General features: G+C 40.2%; 12 protein-coding genes. 7 read left to right on the top strand and 5 right to left on the bottom strand.

Annotated features, from left to right (window positions below; all coding sequences use genetic code 11):
- Window positions 1-38: 38 nt before the first annotated feature.
- The 3 genes from A9479_RS18115 (at window position 39) to A9479_RS18105 (ending at window position 7,112) form a co-directional block, all read left to right on the top strand.
- On the top strand, window positions 39-2,921 hold the full coding sequence (locus A9479_RS18115; RefSeq protein WP_064664187.1) for a ligand-binding sensor domain-containing diguanylate cyclase: 2,883 nt from the start codon (window positions 39-41) through the stop codon (window positions 2,919-2,921).
- 94 nt (window positions 2,922-3,015) lie between these two features.
- Window positions 3,016-3,840 (top strand): M90 family metallopeptidase, encoded by an 825-nt coding sequence (locus A9479_RS18110; protein WP_013465218.1) that lies wholly within the window; start codon window positions 3,016-3,018, stop codon window positions 3,838-3,840.
- A 107-nt stretch (window positions 3,841-3,947) separates the two neighbouring features.
- The gene (locus A9479_RS18105) at window positions 3,948-7,112 is read left to right on the top strand and encodes an amidohydrolase family protein (RefSeq protein ID WP_064664186.1); all 3,165 of its coding nucleotides are present in this window, start codon (window positions 3,948-3,950) and stop codon (window positions 7,110-7,112) included.
- 63 nt (window positions 7,113-7,175) lie between these two features.
- Here the strand turns inward: A9479_RS18105 and A9479_RS18100 are convergent, their stop codons facing one another.
- Complete coding sequence (locus tag A9479_RS18100; RefSeq protein WP_024602978.1) at window positions 7,176-7,751, bottom strand: TetR/AcrR family transcriptional regulator; 576 nt, start codon at window positions 7,749-7,751, stop codon at window positions 7,176-7,178.
- 101 nt (window positions 7,752-7,852) lie between these two features.
- Here A9479_RS18100 and A9479_RS18095 point away from each other — a divergent pair, with 101 nt between their 5' ends.
- Window positions 7,853-8,329 carry an HPP family protein gene (locus A9479_RS18095; protein ID WP_064664185.1) on the top strand — a complete coding sequence of 159 codons (477 nt, stop codon included), beginning with the start codon at window positions 7,853-7,855 and terminating at the stop codon, window positions 8,327-8,329.
- A 32-nt stretch (window positions 8,330-8,361) separates the two neighbouring features.
- Here A9479_RS18095 and A9479_RS18090 read toward each other — a convergent pair whose 3' ends face one another.
- Window positions 8,362-8,724, bottom strand: a complete 363-nt coding sequence (locus A9479_RS18090; RefSeq protein ID WP_013465213.1) for a hypothetical protein — start codon at window positions 8,722-8,724, stop codon at window positions 8,362-8,364.
- Window positions 8,725-8,874: 150 nt separating this feature from the next.
- Between A9479_RS18090 and A9479_RS18085 the strand changes: the two genes are divergently transcribed.
- The gene (locus tag A9479_RS18085) at window positions 8,875-9,627 is read left to right on the top strand and encodes a Nif3-like dinuclear metal center hexameric protein (RefSeq protein ID WP_064664184.1); all 753 of its coding nucleotides are present in this window, start codon (window positions 8,875-8,877) and stop codon (window positions 9,625-9,627) included.
- Between the two features lie 343 nt (window positions 9,628-9,970).
- The gene (locus A9479_RS18080; protein WP_064664183.1) at window positions 9,971-10,540 is read left to right on the top strand and encodes a DedA family protein; all 570 of its coding nucleotides are present in this window, start codon (window positions 9,971-9,973) and stop codon (window positions 10,538-10,540) included.
- A gap of 122 nt (window positions 10,541-10,662) precedes the next feature.
- On the opposite strand, the gene A9479_RS18075 is transcribed toward A9479_RS18080, so the two are convergent.
- From A9479_RS18075 to A9479_RS18065, 3 genes are all read right to left on the bottom strand, one after another.
- Window positions 10,663-11,427 carry a YdcF family protein gene (locus A9479_RS18075; protein ID WP_064664188.1) on the bottom strand — a complete coding sequence of 255 codons (765 nt, stop codon included), beginning with the start codon at window positions 11,425-11,427 and terminating at the stop codon, window positions 10,663-10,665.
- A gap of 54 nt (window positions 11,428-11,481) precedes the next feature.
- Window positions 11,482-12,369 carry a LysR family transcriptional regulator gene (locus A9479_RS18070; RefSeq protein ID WP_008114241.1) on the bottom strand — a complete coding sequence of 296 codons (888 nt, stop codon included), beginning with the start codon at window positions 12,367-12,369 and terminating at the stop codon, window positions 11,482-11,484.
- A 711-nt stretch (window positions 12,370-13,080) separates the two neighbouring features.
- On the bottom strand, window positions 13,081-15,450 hold the full coding sequence (locus A9479_RS18065) for a bifunctional diguanylate cyclase/phosphodiesterase (protein ID WP_064664182.1): 2,370 nt from the start codon (window positions 15,448-15,450) through the stop codon (window positions 13,081-13,083).
- Window positions 15,451-15,657: 207 nt separating this feature from the next.
- Between A9479_RS18065 and pyrC the strand changes: the two genes are divergently transcribed.
- Window positions 15,658-16,698 carry a dihydroorotase gene (gene pyrC, locus A9479_RS18060; protein ID WP_033104381.1) on the top strand — a complete coding sequence of 347 codons (1,041 nt, stop codon included), beginning with the start codon at window positions 15,658-15,660 and terminating at the stop codon, window positions 16,696-16,698.
- Window positions 16,699-16,836 lie beyond the last annotated feature (138 nt).

Genomic DNA, 16,836 nt, shown 5'->3' with positions numbered 1-16,836 from the left:
ATAAAAATTAATAATTATAATTATAAAGGCAATATCTGATGAATCGCTTAGTGATTTTATGTATTTTGTTGGTGATTTTTTCTGTTGACGCACAACAGCAGACTCGTTTGCCGTTACGTGATTATTTTTTTGAAACTTGGAATACACGTACGGGTCTTCCTCACAATAGCATTAATAGCCTTGCACAAACACAAGATGGGTATCTATGGGTGGGTACTTGGGAAGGACTTGCCCGCTTCAATGGCCAAGAGTTTAAGTTATTTACTCGCTCCGAAATTACTGACTTGCCTGACTCAGGCGTACGTGCGCTAACCCCTACATCTGATGGTGGTTTACTTATTGCAGGGGCGCGCGGCGGTATTAGCTTATATCAACATCGCCAATGGGACACGCAACCACCTGCCCAAGCGATGGTTAATCATATATTTAAAAGTAAAAATGATAACTTGTGGCTAGCGCTTGAGAATGATGGTGTGTTTTATCGTTCAGCTAGTAGCACTCAAGACATCCCAATAATACAAAATGTCAGTGCGTATCGAATCATTGAAGACCCCAAGGGGGTTATATGGGCGGCGACCAGTGATGGCCTGTATAAAATAGTCAACTACAAACCCACTTTGATGACGCCACAACAAGGGTTACCAGATGCTCCCGTATATACCTTATTAATCACCCGTGAAGGTCGACTCATTATAGGAAGTGAAAGAGGGGCACGAATCCTTAATGGTGAGCTATTTGAATCGCCTCACCCACAACTCGACGCGGAATCTATTTCCAGTTTGTTAGAAGATGATCATGGGGATCTGTGGTTTGGCACCATTAATAAAGGTGTTTTTAGGCTTAGCGTCGATGGTTTAGAGCAATTAGATGCTAAAAATGGTTTACCCGCCAACCGTATTCTTTCTTTGTTACAAGACAGAGAAAATAGTATTTGGGTAGGCACCAATGCTGGTGTATTTAGGTTAAGAGAAGCGCCGTTTTCATCGTGGGGCAAAAAGCGAGGCTTATCTAGCGATTATGTGCGTACGGTATTGTCACATTCTGATGGCAGTTTATGGATAGGCGGAAGCACGGGGTTAGATCGGCTGCAAAATAATCAGATCAGCCATATTAAAGGCACTAAACAAGGCTCGCCATATTCAGTATTAAGCTTACTAGAGCAAAACCAAGGTGATGTCTGGGTAGGCACATACACCTCGGGTGTTTTAAAAGTGGTTAATAACGAACTCATACCTTATTTAAACCGTGATAATGGCTTAGGTAGTAATGAAGTAAGATCTTTACTTTTTGATTCAAAAAATCGCTTATGGATAGGCTCGGCCATGGGGCTGACACGCGTTAATACCGACGGTAGCTTAAACCAATTTACTAATGAAAAAGAGCTGCCGAGTGGGTTTATTTTAGCCTTGAGTGAAGATAACTCAGCTAATATTTGGGTAGGAACCGGTAATGGGGTCGTGGTTTATGACACTCAAACTGACGTGTTTAATCCTGTTGAGTTTCCTGCTGAATTTGCCGCCCAATATGCGTTTGGCTTTTACATTGACGATAAATACACGTGGATGGCTACCGATCGCGGCTTAGTTCGTTATCAGCATTCAAACGCAAAGATGACTATTTTAGGGCGTGAATTAGGTTTACCCGTTGATAAGCTTTTTCAAATTGTGCCGTTTAAAGACTCACTCTGGCTATCAAGTAACCGTGGCATTATTGAAGTCAATTATAAGCAGGTAAATGAGCTGCTTGATTCAAAATCTAACAATAGAGGTACGCTCGCCTTTCAATTATACGATGAGGGTGATGGCATGCTCAGTGCACAAGCAAATGGCGGTTCAACCCCCTCTGCAACCGCTCATTCAGATGGCACAATTTGGTTTGCTACCGCAAAAGGGGTGAGTACAGTAAAACCGGAACGCTTAAAAGAAGCCACTAAAATAGCGTTACCAACGATTGTTGAAAGCTTTTCTGTTGATGGTAAACCAACGTCGTTACCTATAGACGGTGAAACTATTATTTTACCACCAGGGGTGACGCGCTTGTCATTTCAATACGCGGGACTGAGCTTCATTATGCCGCAGCGATTAAACTTTCAAACAAAATTGGAAGGCTTTAATAACGAATGGATCAACCGTCAACACATAGCGACTGCTGAATACACTAACTTACCTGCGGGCAAGTATTCTTTTGCTGTACGTGCAGCCTATCCAAATACTGATTGGCAACAAAATCACAAAGTCGTTAACTTTGAAATTCAATCGCACTTTTGGCAAAAAACAAGCTTTAAGTTGTTTATGTTTTTTCTTTTTGTGGTGGTGATATATAGCGCTTATCGCTACCGCTTATATCGTTATAAACAAGTTGAAAAGGAATTAACGAGTCGAGTGGTGAAGCAAACGCAAGCACTGCAAGAGCAAGCCAGTGCCTTTGCGTATCAAGCCACACACGATCAGCTTACCGATTTACCGAATCGCCGCGCATTTGATGGCTGGCTGGCGGATAACTTTTCAGACTTTAAAGCATGTAATAAATCACTTGCTATCGCTATTATGGATATTGATCACTTTAAACGGATTAACGATGGTTGGTCACACCTCATAGGTGATCAGGTTATATGTGAAGTAGCTAACATTCTTAAAGCGCACTGCGAAGGTGAGCAAGAGGTAGCTCGCTGGGGCGGCGAAGAGTTTACTTTTGTGTTTCCTGATACGAGTGCAGTGCAAGCACAAGAAATGTGCGAGAAGTTGCGCAAATGTATTGAAAATAAAAACTTTTCAAATATCGCAGAAGGCCTCAGCGTAACCGTGAGTTTTGGTGTTTCTGACTCTGGTGATGTTGATGATTATGACCGATTATTATCACGGGCTGACCAAGCTTTGTATAAGGCAAAAAACAATGGCCGAAATCGAACTGAAGTGATGTGATTGAAAAACAGCCTCACTGCACCCATTACTATTTTAATAATACGGGCGCAGTATTTTGGCGTTAAAGCTAAATGGTTTGATTTAGGACGACCCAATGATAAATGGGCTATTAATTTTTGTTTTAATTGTATTTATTATAATGTTTTGGCGTTGGCCTGATATTCAAAATGCCGTGTGGCACCGTAAATACAGTGATTTATTGTTAAGTGAGCAACAACATACGTTGTTACTGCGTGCTATGCCCATATACAACAAAATGACCGATGCAGAGCGAGCCAAGTTAGCATCCCATATTGTGTGGTTTTTAAATGAAAAGCGTTTTGTTGGCTGCGATGGGTTGCAACTAACGGAGGCAATGAAACTCATTATTGCCGCCGATGCCTGCTTGCTTGTGCTTAACAAGCCTTGGCCTTTGTATAAAAACGTAAAAGAAATTTTACTCTACCCCAGCGCGTATTACGCGCCCCAATCAAGCCGCGATAACGCAGGCCTTGTCAGTTTTCATAATACAGTAAGGCAAGGTGAATCGTGGCCGGGGGGAACATTGGTGCTTAGTTGGCATGATGTGCTTGAGGGCAACCGCTTACCCAGTGATGGGCATAACTTAGTGTTTCATGAATTTGCACATCAACTTGATCAAGAAACCGGTAAAACCACCGGCACGCCACTACTTGCATCACAGGCAAAATACCAACAATGGGGGCGAGTGTTTAGCCGAGCGTTTTCGCAGTTAAAAACCCATGTTGCTTATAGTATGCCGCATGTAATACATAGCTATGGAGCCACCAATGAGGCTGAGTTTTTTGCGGTGATCACCGAAACATTCTTAGAGAAACCCGCCGATTTACGCCGTGAAGACCCTGAAATTTACCATTTGCTAGTGGATTTTTATCAATTTGATCCTATTGTTTGGCACTGATTTTATGCACTTCATCCTATTACGCTGGTAACTTGCTGGCGTTTTTGTTGCAATCATGTAATAGATCAACACACAGCAACAATAATAAGTGAGATAAGCATGAAAAAATGCTGCAAACAGCACTCGCGTTATCGGTTTCATTGGCATTAGGCCACGCACACGCAGAGCAAACGGATGAAAAAAAATGGCAAGTTGATTCACCTAAAGGGCAATTTGTTGATGCATCTATTAGTGTAGAGCAAGGCACATGGATGAATGTCGATATAAGTCCTGACGGAGAAACCTTAGTATTTGATTTACTGGGCGATATTTACACCATGCCAATGAGTGGTGGTAAAGCGACTAAAATAACCTCAGACATTGCATGGCAAATGCAGCCGCGCTTTAGCCCAGATGGCAAGCACATTGCTTTTACATCAGATCAAGGCGGTGGTGACAATATTTGGATAATGGATGTTAACGGCGAAAACCAAACCGCCGTCACTGACGAAACATTTAGATTACTCAATAGCCCTGCGTGGAGCCCTGATGGCGATTATTTAGTTGCACGTAAGCATTTTACCGCCAGTCGCTCGCTAGGCGCAGGTGAGGTCTGGCTTTATCACAAAGCCGGCGGTAAAGGGGTGCAACTGACTAAACGTGAAAACGATCAAAAAGATTTAGGTGAACCCATGTTTTCACCTGATGGTCGGTATGTTTATTTTTCGCATGATGCAACCCCAGGTAAAACTTTTCATTATTCAAAAGACTCTGTTGCCGGTATTTATAAAATTAAGCGTTATGACCGTGAAACAGGCGACATAGAAACCATTATAAGTGGCATGGGCGGGGCAATAAGACCGACGCCGTCGCCAGATGGTAAAAAACTAGCGTACATAAAGCGTGATGACTTTCAAACCAGCCTGTACTTATATGATTTAACCAGTGGTGAGCATACTAAGCTATACGACAAGCTAGAGCGCGATATGCAAGAAACGTGGGCGATTCATGGCGTATATCCGACTATTGCGTGGACCCCAGATAACGAAGAGCTGGTATTTTGGGCTGGCGGCACCCTTCATAAACTCAATGTCGATGATAAATCAGTTAGCGATATTGCATTTAAAGTAGACACCACGAAAAAAATTCAAAAAGCAGTGCGTTTTACTCAAAATATCGACACTGATGAGTTTGATGTAAAAATGCTGCGTAATGTGCAAATTAGCCCTGATGGTGAAACCGCACTTTTTGAAGCGCTTGGTTATATTTACAAGCGCGATTTAGAATCAGGAAAAATAAAGCGCTTAACTAAGCAAACCGATCATTATGAGTTATTCCCGCAGTATTCTCGTGATGGCAAAAACATTGTCTACACCACGTGGGATGATAACGAACAAGGCACCGTGCGTGTCGTCTCTGCACGTAGTGGTCGTGGCGACACTATTACACAAGAGCCGGGAAAATACGTAGAGCCAACATTTAGTCCAGATGGCAAAACCGTGGTGTATCGTAAAGCCAGCGGCGGCAGCATTTTAAACCCTAAGTGGTCACTGCATCCTGGGGTATACAGTGTTAGTGCTAAAGGCGGAAAAAGTGAGCTCATTTCTAAAAGTGGCTATCAACCTCAGTTTGGCAGTGCCAACGATCGTGTTTATATTATGAGCCCATGGCCTAAACCAACGTTGAGTGTGGTAGAGCTTGAAAGTAAAAAAGTACGTAAACTGTATGAGTCAGAGCACGCCACTGAATTTAGAGTCTCTCCAGATGGTGAGTATTTAGCTTTTGCTGAGCGCTTTAAAGTATTTGTTACTCCATTTGTAGAGCGCGGCAAAACGATAAATATTGGGCCCAAAGACAGTCAATTTCCAATTGAGCAACTATCTGTACGCGCCGGTGAAAACATTAGCTGGAGTGCCAACAGCAATAAACTGTATTGGACACTGGGGCCTGAGCTTTACCATGCCAGTTTAGAGGGTATGTTTGCTATTAATAAAGCAGATGATAAAGACGTTAAAGTAAAAAGCGGGACTAATATCGGCTTTAGTAAAAAAATGGCTGAACCGCAGGGCATGATTGCATTAACTGGCGCTAAAATTATTACCATGGAGGGTGAAAAGGTCATTGAAAATGGCGTGATCATTACCGATGGCAAACATATCAAAGCCATTGGCACTGCTGCTGATGTGAGTATTCCTAAGGGAGCAAAGGTCATTGATGTAACAGGTAAAACAATTATGCCTGGCATTGTCGATGCCCATGCTCATGGCTCACAAGCCAGTGATGAAATTATCCCGCAGCAAAATTGGAAAAACTTAGCAGGTCTTGCGCTGGGTGTTACTACTATTCACGACCCATCAAACGATACCACTGAAATATTTACCGCGAGTGAAATGCAAAAAGCGGGGATGATCGTTGGTCCGCGTATTTTCTCTACCGGTACTATTTTATACGGCGCGAATATGCCTGGGTATACCTCGCATATTGACTCATTAGATGATGCTAAATTTCATTTAGAGCGCCTTAAAAAAGTGGGTGCGTTTAGTGTTAAATCGTATAACCAACCGCGCAGAGAGCAGCGTCAGCAAGTTATAGAAGCAGGGCGAATGCTTGAAATGATGGTAGTACCAGAAGGGGGTTCATTATTACAACATAACTTGAGTATGGTAGTCGATGGCCATACAGGCATTGAGCATTCAATTCCTGTTGAACATATTTATGACGATATTAAGCAGCTATGGTCACAAAGTGATGTAGGTTACACACCTACATTGGTGGTTGCCTATGGCGGTATTTGGGGTGAAAACTACTGGTATGATAAAACGGACGTATGGAATCATCCACGTTTAAGTAAATTTGTGCCTAAAAACCAATTATTACCGCGCTCAATGCGCCGAGTTAAAGCACCCGATCATCACTATAATCACTTTAACAATGCTCGCGTAGCGGCTGAGTTACAAGATTTAGGTGTACTTGTTAATTTGGGTGCGCATGGCCAACGTGAGGGGTTAGGTGCGCATTGGGAAATGTGGATGTTTGCCCAAGGCGGCATGACGCCACTGGAAGCAATTAGAGCATCGACACTCGATCCGGCAAAATATTTAGGCCTAGATAAAAATGTGGGTTCATTAGAGGTCGGTAAACTGGCAGATTTAATGGTTATTGATGGCGACCCACTGAAAAACATTCGTGATTCAGACAAAATTGATTACACCATGATCAACGGCCGTTTGTTCGACGCAGCCACCATGAACGAAGTAGGCAAAAAACAGCGTGAACCATTATTTTTTGAATAATGCAGCTATTTTTTAGTCAATAAGCGGCTATTTAGCCGCTTTTTTAATACTGTATTTACCTATTTAACCAACCGCTACTATCGCTTTTAAAATATTATCACTAGGTGGAGTCACTGTTACATCATGCATCACCCTCGCTCTACATATATAACCTTCCTTTAGAATAAGTAAGTGTTGCGTGGCTTCAATTGCTTTTTCTCTATTGTGAGCAAATTCAGGCGTTTCTAAAAGAGCTGATAGTATGATCTCAAAGTTCGCTTGCTTGTGCTGTTTGCAAAGTTTGGCAATAGGGTCGTTCTCTACAGGGTACTCAGCTGCAGTATTAATAAAAAAACAGCCATTAAAACACCCTAACTCTGAAACCTCATTATTAATCCACTTTTTCAGTCCGGCAAAAATTGCCTGTGCGACTAACATAGCACTTGGTTGTATACATATTTTTTTAAGCCAAGCGTTAAAGCAGATGTCACGTGCGACTAAACAAGCACAAATAAGCGCGTCTTTGCTTTCAAAGTGCTTATATAAGGTTTTTTTTGCAATGCCCGATACAGCTAAAATTTCATTAATACCAACAGCGTGTATACCCTTTTTATAAAAAAGACTCAGTGCCGTACTGATTATTTGTTGTTGTTTATCCATGATATTCCAAATTTGAGCAGTAAAAACACAGCTTGACATAGGTAGACCGACTTGTCTATATTGCAGGTGTAGACAAGTCGGTCTACTTTTGAGGAGGTAATATGCATAGTGAGCAAATAAAGTCGGCGTTAATCGCAGGCGTTTTTTCTACTTTTGTTTTGGGGTTTTTGGCGTGGCTAAATTATATGGGTGATTACGGTATTTGGTTAATGGCGCCATTCGGCGCAACAGCTGTACTTGTTTTTAGCGTACCGCAGAGCCCGTTAGCTATGCCAAAAAACGTAATAGGGGGGCATATGATGACCGCAATGATTGGGGTTGTTTTTAGCTACTATAGTGCTGATAGTGCGATTATGATTGGGCTGGCTGTGGGTATTGCTATAACATTAATGATAATCACAAAAACTATTCACCCTGCTGCCGGCGCAAACCCTATCTTAATTATTGAGTCTGGCCAAAGTTGGGATTTTTTAATAATGCCAGTACTGGCAGGAACTGTATTTATAGTTTTGTCTGGCTTTGTTGCGAGGTGGTTTATTCAATACTTGATGGATAATAAATATAAAAAAACCGCTTAACGCGGTTTCTTTTATACAAAGCACTCAGCTGATCAAACAACACCGCGAGGTAGGCGGCAATCGTGATCTTTGCGAGCAAGCTCAACTATCCAAAGCTCTTCTGCTGTGTAGCCTTCTTCGTTTTGTTTGATCACAGTGAAAGGCGCTTTTTTCTGTGCTTTTACAGGAGCAGCTTTTTTAGTTTTTTTAGCAGGTGCTTTTACTGCAGCTTTTTTTGTAGACTTACCAGAGCTTAATTCTTTAGTCAGCTCTGCTACATCAGCTAGGCGCATGTTCTTGCCGCCATCAATGCTATACCAGCCAGGTTTAGTTGTTATTTCAGGTTTTTTACCGTTGGCAGCTTCATATGCAGCTTCAAAGGCAGATAACACTTCTGTTTTGTCTAGTTTGCTCATCAGAGACCCTATACGTTGTTTACACAGATAAAGAAGAGGTATTTATACCTATTTTAGAACTGTTTTTCAATTTTTTGCGATTTTCCTTTCATTTTTAGCGCATAACCGCCAAAATTTGTACAAAATTCAGTGCAAAGTAAGGTAAGTAGTATGCAACGTAGAGAATTTAATCAATTATTAAACACCCTGTTAAAGCCAGAAACCATTAACGATTTTTGTCCAAACGGGCTTCAGGTAGAAGGTAAAGATGAGATACGCACCATAGTAACGGGTGTAACGGCAAGCCAAGCACTTATTGATGCCGCGATTGAAAATAATGCCGATGCCATTTTGGTACACCATGGCTATTTTTGGAAAGGCGAGTCACAACCTATCACTGGCATGAAAAAACGTCGTGTGGCTGCGCTTTTAGCTAAAGACATCAATTTATTTGCCTATCATTTGCCATTAGATATTCACCCTGAAATGGGTAATAACGCACAGCTGGCGCAATTGCTCGATATTGAAATTGAAGCAGGCCTTGAGCCAACTAACAACAGTGTAGCGATGAAAGGACGTTTAAAAACACCGTTAACGGGCAGTGAATTTGCTAAAAAAATAAGCCAAGTGCTTAAGCGCGAGCCACTAACGAGTTTAGTACGTACTGATAAAATTGAAACCATCGCTTTGTGTACAGGTGGCGGGCAAGGGTATGTCGACTTAGCAGCCGAGCAAGGTATTGATGCTTACTTAACTGGTGAGGCATCAGAGCAAACCATTCACAGCTCACGCGAGCAAAATATCGACTTTTTTGCCGCAGGCCATCACGCCACCGAGCGCTACGGTATAAAAGCATTAGGCGAATATCTTGCTAAGCAACATGGCTTTGACGTGACATTTATTGACATAGACAATCCTGTGTAAACACCTAGCTTAAAAGTAATTTTATAAATAACCTACTTGTAACGTATTTCGGGTAGGTTATTTAAAATATAGCGTTCTAAATAGCTAATTTAGCAAACTATGGTAAGTCAGTATGTTGATTTTTTATATACCCGCATACCCTTTTATCTTTTTGTGAGTTAATTATTTTTGGTTTTATGCATCCCAAAAATTGAATAAACGTAATAGATATAAACCTACGCTTAAAATCATAATTACATCCATTCTTATATTGCAAAAAACATAGATCTTTCGCTGTACTTACCTCGTTTAAATTACAATGTTACTTTGCTTGCTACTAAGGTAGTTACTTTAAAGGAATGAAATGGAAGGGGTATTAGCTTTAATTGAGCAGTACGGGTTGTTGGTTTATCTGTTACTTTTTGGTTATTGTGCGTTAAAAAGTGGATGGCTACCTTTGTTCGCAGGCTATGCTGCACATACTGGCGCACTAGATGTTGGTTTTGTTGCTTTGGCTACTTTTATGGGGGGATACTTGGGCGATGAATTACGTTTTGCTATAGCAAGAGCGTATGGCGCGGCATGGCTTGAAAAACCAGGCCGCCTTGGTCGATTATTTAAAACAGCCAGTGAGCTTGCTGAACGCCATGGCACAGCCTACATTTTTTTATATCGTTATCCTAAAGGATTACGCACGATTGGTGCCATTCCCGTAGGGCTTACAGCAATTAGTTGGCGCCGCTTTAGTGTGTTAAATGGATGCTCTGCACTGCTATGGGTTATTTTTTTAGTCGGTGGAGGCTACATTTTCGGTGCTACTTTTGATGCTTTAGGTGTTGAGAATTTAACAGCACTAAGTCTGCTATTTCTTTGCGTATTTTTAGTGACACTGTACCGGCTTTGGAATAAAACAGCTGAGGTTAAAACCCTCTAAGAATAACAAAACACCCAACGCTACTATCAAACGAATATTCAGTTTTTATTTTTTAATAACCCCCTGTGTAAAACGCAAATAATTGCGGTTTTTTAGGGGGAACGTAATAAGCGTTAACTTAATTAAAGTGCTTCAGGGTTAATTGTACGGCGTACATTTATCCACGCATTGCCAATAACTTCATGAGCATACTGGGTAACTACTAGTAATGCTTTTGCATTGGGTATGAATTGTTTATACCAAGGGAAAGCGGCAAAGTTGTGGTAGTCGGTTGCGGCAGGGATAACGTTAATGCCTTGCGCATTAAATAAATTTTTTGCTCTGGGCATATGGCTTACTGAGGTGACTAAAGCGACCTTGTAATCAACGAGTTTTGAGGCTAAAAGTTTTGCCTCTTGGGCGGTATCCATTGCGTTTGGATTTTGCACAATACGATTTTTATTAATACCTAAGCTAATCGCGGTTTTATACATTAACGCACTGTTGGTGACTTTTTCATACCCCCCACCTGAAACAATCAGTTGCGCATGGGGATAAATGTTAGCAAGTCTTATTCCTTCCACCAAACGGGTTAACGCACAATTACCTAACTGACTGTTAGCACTCAATGCAGGGTTGGGGTTTATGTCACAGCCAAGCACCACAATTTTATCTATATTGGGGTGTTTAAGATAATTAAATGCTAATGAGGTTGGTTGGCTATTTTTAATCAGTAAGTTGGCCACCAAAGGGGTGCTGGCAAGTAGCAGGGTTGCTAGGCTCATTAAAGATATAGCGATTGCGACTTTTCGTTGTTTGAGCGCAAAAATGAGTAATATTAGGCTTACTAAGCCCAACAAAGGTAATGGCATGAGCAAGCCGCCCAGTATTTTTTTTAGTTCAAACATAGTGAGCAACATGATTAAGTATATTTATTAGCATGTTACTCATAAGTTTAAGATTTATCGACCGTTATTTAATTTACAGGTGTTTAAAAAGTGACGATAAACTGGATTGTCTTTCATGTCTTTTTTCATCGCTAAGTACATTGGACGCGTTAAACCAAGCGCGCCCAGTGGAATTGACTTAATTAACCCTTGGCTTTCATACGGGGTTACTAACCAATCGGGTAAGGCGGCCACACCCATACCTGCACTGACTAATTGAAATATAAGTAAACCTTGATCAACCGTTTTTAGCGTGCCGTCAAAACGCGCATTTTGGATGAAATGCTTAAATATATCTTGGCGCTCACGCGGAATAGGGTAAGAAATAATAGTTTCGCTTTTCAAATCAAGCGCAGTTACATAGGCTTTTTTAGCTAAGTCGTGATCCGGTGCCACAATCAGTTTCAGCTTAAAGTCAAACAAATGGGCGTATTCAAGTTTGTCAGGGTCGCGAATATCTGATGTAAGCACGAGATCTAATTCATCATTTAATAAGTCTGGGATAGCGTCGTAACTAAAGCCTCGCTCGTAATCAATTTTTATATCAGGCCAAAAGTTATTAAATTCTTTAATAGTAGGCAATAACCAATGAAAACAGGCATGACATTCAACGCTTAAACGCAGCTGCGAAATAGGCTGGTTTAGGCTTTCTTTGAGTCGGCACTTGGTGGCTTCTAATTTAGGTAATATTTCGTGTGCTAATTCAAGTAATAACATACCTTGAGGTGTAAATCGGACTGGTTGAGTTTTACGCTCAAACAACTGGCAGTCTAATTTATTTTCTAAATCTTTGATTTGATGTGATAAAGCTGACTGAGTTAAAAATAGTTCGCGGGCTGTATTGACGAGAGAACCCGTTTCTTTAAGGGTAGCAATTGTTTTTAAGTGTTTAATGTCAATCATCTTTAATAAATCTCATGGATATGGTGAGTATAGCTCAGATTCATTACATACTACGCCTTTACAAAAACCGTTTCAACGTCTGGATGGCTATAAAATTGCACTTTAGTGTGTTTTTTACTGCGAACATTAAGTTTTTTAACTTTGTTGAGTCAAACAGTGTTTAGTTTTTTATTTATTGTTGAATTTGTCTCATGTTTGTTTGAGTTTTTTATTAATAATTATTGTTCTGGTAACAGATAACTTTATTGTCATGTAACTCTCTAAAATAAGTAGGTTATAGCGCGACATTAATATTTAGATGTTTCATAGCGAGGTTAAAATGCGAATTAAAATTTACGGCGAAGGGTTTGGCAGGCAAAAGCTCAGTAAACGCAACTGAGGTGTAAAGGATACACGATTGAAAAAAGCAGCGAATGCAAGGATTGAATGATTAGGGGCTACTCATTGGCATACATTAATACCAATTCGTATACGCCTTTAAATAATATAATGTATTAAAGCATTCGCTAACGGGGTTAAAGATTTTTATTAAGAACAATGTGGCACAAACTAATTATAAGGTTTTCTACTGGTTAAATAGACCCTTACTTAAGTAAGCAGTTATAAGGCAGATTGTAAAAAGCTGTAAAGTGACGTTGCATGAGTTAGTGTTGGCAAAAGCGTAAAAGTAATTACTGTGATTTTTAAAAGCCAGCAAACCTGGCTTATTAATTAAAGAGGGCTATGTATTAGTAAAATAGCTTCTTTTGCTGTAACAGGTTTAGACTTTAAAAAGCCTTGGCCATAATCACATTGGGTTTTTTGCAAAATAGCGAGTTGTTCAGGGCTTTCTATCCCTTCTGCTATAACAATAAGATCTAATGAAATGGCTAAGGTTAAAATAGCATCAATCAATGGATTGGCCGTGGTTTTTAAATTATCGATAAAGCTTTTATCAATTTTAAGGACATGAATAGGCAGTTGATGCAAGTAACCAAGGGCAGAGTAACCGGTGCCAAAGTCATCTAAACAGAGCAATACTTTTAAAGGCGATAATCCTTGAATAATTTGTGTTGCTAACTCTAAATTTTCAATCAATCCCGATTCGGTTATTTCTAGACATAATGAGCCTAAAGGTAGTTGATGTTTTTTGTAGATTGCGTGAAGCTGATCTACAAACTCTAAACTTGCGAAGTGGCGAGATGAAACATTAACCGTAACGCGTAAAAAACGATGCCCTTGTTGTTGCCATAAAGCGATATGCTGTGCTGCAAGGTCGAGCAAATGCAAATCTAAATTGATAATCTGCCCCGTTTTTTCTGCAATGGGGATAAAGTCACCTGGCGATACAAACCCTTTTCGTGGGTGATGCCAACGTACTAAAGCTTCAAACCCCATAACGTCACTGCTAGTAATGTTAAAAATAGGCTGAAAATACAGTTCAAACTCATCATGCTCAATACCGTGTTGTAAATCATTTTCAAGGTCGGCATGTGTTTTTAACTTGTTACGCATGACATTATTAAAAAACTTAACTTGGCCACGCCCTGATGATTTTGCTTCGTACATAGCCGCGTCTGATTGCTGTAATAAAACAAATGCTTCATCGTTTACATTATCGCTAAATGCAACGCCAATACTGGTAGAGGGTTGCAGTAAATGACCATCAATATCAATGGGATCTGACAGGGCGGTTTTTATTCGAGCGAGGGCATCGTTTACTTGGTCACGATGACTGAGATTTTCCATAAAAATAGCAAACTCATCGCCACCTAAGCGAGAAAAGGTATCAGTATTGCGAACGGTTTGAGTAATCAATTTACAAATAGCAATTAAAAAATGGTCACCTACTTCATGGCCTAACGAATCATTAATACTTTTGAAGCGATCAAAATCAAGGTAGAGCAGAGCATGAAAAGTACCTTTTTTAGCGCGATTCAAGCGTAAAATTGCATGCTTCATTCTTTCTATTAGTAACGAACGATTGGCAAGCCCTGTTAGTTCATCATGCAGTGCTTTGTGCTCGAGTTCTTGGCGAGCTAAATGCCTGTCTATAACCATACTTATTTGTCGGCTCACATACGTCAACAGCGAGCTATCATGTTCGTTGTAGTAATGTTGCTTGTCATAGCTTTGTACGACAATAACGCCACTCATGCGCTCATTAACTTTATATGGCACACCAAGCCAAGAGTCTGCTAGTTCACCGACCAATTTAAAGTGGCCTTGCTCTATATAGTGTCGGTATTGCTCTTTATTAAGCAGTAAAGGGCGCTCGTTAATTAATAAATAGTAAGAGGCTGTTTCTTTTAACTGATCTTTTGAAATAATTTTATGCGTGTTTGTTTGTACACCGCTTTCAACGGTATAGACAAAATCTAGAACATCTTCTTTTTTATCATACAAAGCAATAAAAAAGTTACTTGCATTAAGAAGGCTATCAATAATCACATGCAGCGATTTAAAAAAGGTATCTAAATTTTGTGCTTTATAGGTTAAGTTAGCTATTTGCAGTAGGCTACTTTCTAATTTTTGCGCATTATTAAGTTGCCGAACGGTATCTTGCAAGCTGTTGACGGTATTCACTTGATTTATTTTTGCGCTTAGTAAGTGGGCAACGGTAGTTAAAATTTCTAAATGTGAACTGGTAAAGTAATTTTTTATTGGGTGTTCACAGTCAATTACGCCGAGTACTTTATCTTTATATATTAAAGGCACACACAGCTCTGATTGTGCAGGGCGCTCATCAGCAATGTAGCGGCTGTCTTTAGTTACATCGCCTATTATTAAAGCTTGCCCAGTTGATGCAGCATAGCCCGTTATCCCCTCATTAAAGCGGATTAACTTTCGTTCTGACTGATAACTAGTGTGTTCGCTTTCAATACCCATAGACGCCACTTGATTTAGCGTAGATTGGCTGTCATCGGCTAAATAAATCACGCAGTCGACAAATCCAAGTCGATTAACAACTTGTGTGGTGACATAACTAAAGAGCGCTTCTAACGTATTCAGTTGCAATAAACTTGAGGAGAACTGATTGATTATACTCAATTGATCCGTTTTAGTTTCGAGCGCTTTAGTAGTATCGATAGTGTTCGACATAGGCAACGAAGGTAGGCCTTATAATTATCATTAAAGGTACATACGTTAACCTAATATTAACCTTTCTACAAAATAAAACGATAAATGAGAAGCGTGAAGTGTAAAGTTTACTTTATATATAGTATCTAAGGATTATTTTTTAATAAGGTCTTTACTCGAAAACCCCATATGCCTATGATCAGTTAACTTAAGCATTAGGATTTTACGATGACGAGCAAAATGACAACTCTAACGATTACTAGGCCCGATGATTGGCATGTACATTTACGCGACGGGGATCAGCTAAAAGATACAGTACGTGATATCAGTCGTTATATGGGCCGCGCGATCATTATGCCAAACCTAGTACCGCCAGCCACGTGTACTGAAACCGCATTATCGTACCGAGAGCGCATTATGGCAGCGAAACCTCAAGGGCAGTTTGAGCCACTAATGGTACTTTATCTTACTGATAAAACGACACCAGAAGAGATAAAAAAGGCAAAAGCAACGGGTAAAATATTTGCAGCTAAATTGTACCCAGCGGGTGCAACCACAAATTCAGATTCTGGCGTAACATCGGTTAAAAATATTTATCCGGTGTTAAAAGCAATGCAAGAAGTTGGCATGCTGTTACTCGTCCACGGTGAAGTAACCGACTCGTCTATTGATATATTTGATCGTGAAAAAGTGTTTTTAGAGACTATTCTAGGCGATGTTGTCGCTGACTTCCCTGAGCTTAAAATTGTTCTTGAACACATAACAACGAAAGATGCGGTAGAATTTGTAGAAAGTGCCTCTGATAATGTAGCCGCTACAATTACTGCGCATCATTTACTATATAACCGTAACCATATGTTAGCAGGGGGCATTCGCCCACATTATTATTGCTTACCTATATTAAAGCGAAACATTCATCAGCAAGCACTTATGGCGGCTGCAACGAGTGGCAATAAAAAATTCTTTTTAGGCACTGATTCAGCGCCACATTATAAAGATAAAAAAGAAGCTGCATGCGGTTGTGCAGGTGCTTACACTGCACATGCTGCTATTGAACTTTATGCTGAAGCTTTTGAAGAGGCTGGTGCGCTTGATAAGTTAGAGGGCTTTGCAAGCCATTTTGGTCCAGATTTTTATGGCTTAGCGCGTAACACCGACACTATTACCTTAGAAAAATCGCCTTGGACAGTGCCGGCAAGCTACTCGCTAGGTGACTCTGTAGTAGTACCAATCAAAGCCGAGAGCGTTATCGACTGGCAAGTTAAATAGTTAATATTTAAACACTAAACTTTAAACCACCTTAAATTCAAGGTGGTTTTTTATTTTAAGTGGCTAAAAAACATACAGATAAAAACTATTTTAAAGCAATTGTAATCTGTTTATAAAAAATACAATATTTTGCTTGTT

Origin of the sequence: Pseudoalteromonas sp. MQS005 (assembly GCF_001661605.1) — a bacterium.
Taxonomy (GTDB): domain Bacteria; phylum Pseudomonadota; class Gammaproteobacteria; order Enterobacterales; family Alteromonadaceae; genus Pseudoalteromonas; species Pseudoalteromonas tetraodonis.
This window is presented reverse-complemented; position numbering and strand designations above follow the sequence as displayed.

Excerpts from the sequence above, each read along its gene's own strand:
- A9479_RS18115 (WP_064664187.1), top strand. The coding sequence starts at position 39 with ATGAATCGCTTAGTGATTTTATGTATTTTGTTGGTGATTTTTTCTGTT.
- A9479_RS18110 (WP_013465218.1), top strand. The coding sequence starts at position 3,016 with ATGATAAATGGGCTATTAATTTTTGTTTTAATTGTATTTATTATAATG.
- A9479_RS18105 (WP_064664186.1), top strand. The coding sequence starts at position 3,948 with ATGCTGCAAACAGCACTCGCGTTATCGGTTTCATTGGCATTAGGCCAC.
- A9479_RS18100 (WP_024602978.1), bottom strand. The coding sequence starts at position 7,751 with ATGGATAAACAACAACAAATAATCAGTACGGCACTGAGTCTTTTTTAT.
- A9479_RS18095 (WP_064664185.1), top strand. The coding sequence starts at position 7,853 with ATGCATAGTGAGCAAATAAAGTCGGCGTTAATCGCAGGCGTTTTTTCT.
- A9479_RS18090 (WP_013465213.1), bottom strand. The coding sequence starts at position 8,724 with ATGAGCAAACTAGACAAAACAGAAGTGTTATCTGCCTTTGAAGCTGCA.
- A9479_RS18085 (WP_064664184.1), top strand. The coding sequence starts at position 8,875 with ATGCAACGTAGAGAATTTAATCAATTATTAAACACCCTGTTAAAGCCA.
- A9479_RS18080 (WP_064664183.1), top strand. The coding sequence starts at position 9,971 with ATGGAAGGGGTATTAGCTTTAATTGAGCAGTACGGGTTGTTGGTTTAT.
- A9479_RS18075 (WP_064664188.1), bottom strand. The coding sequence starts at position 11,427 with ATGTTTGAACTAAAAAAAATACTGGGCGGCTTGCTCATGCCATTACCT.
- A9479_RS18070 (WP_008114241.1), bottom strand. The coding sequence starts at position 12,369 with ATGATTGACATTAAACACTTAAAAACAATTGCTACCCTTAAAGAAACG.
- A9479_RS18065 (WP_064664182.1), bottom strand. The coding sequence starts at position 15,450 with ATGTCGAACACTATCGATACTACTAAAGCGCTCGAAACTAAAACGGAT.
- pyrC (WP_033104381.1), top strand. The coding sequence starts at position 15,658 with ATGACGAGCAAAATGACAACTCTAACGATTACTAGGCCCGATGATTGG.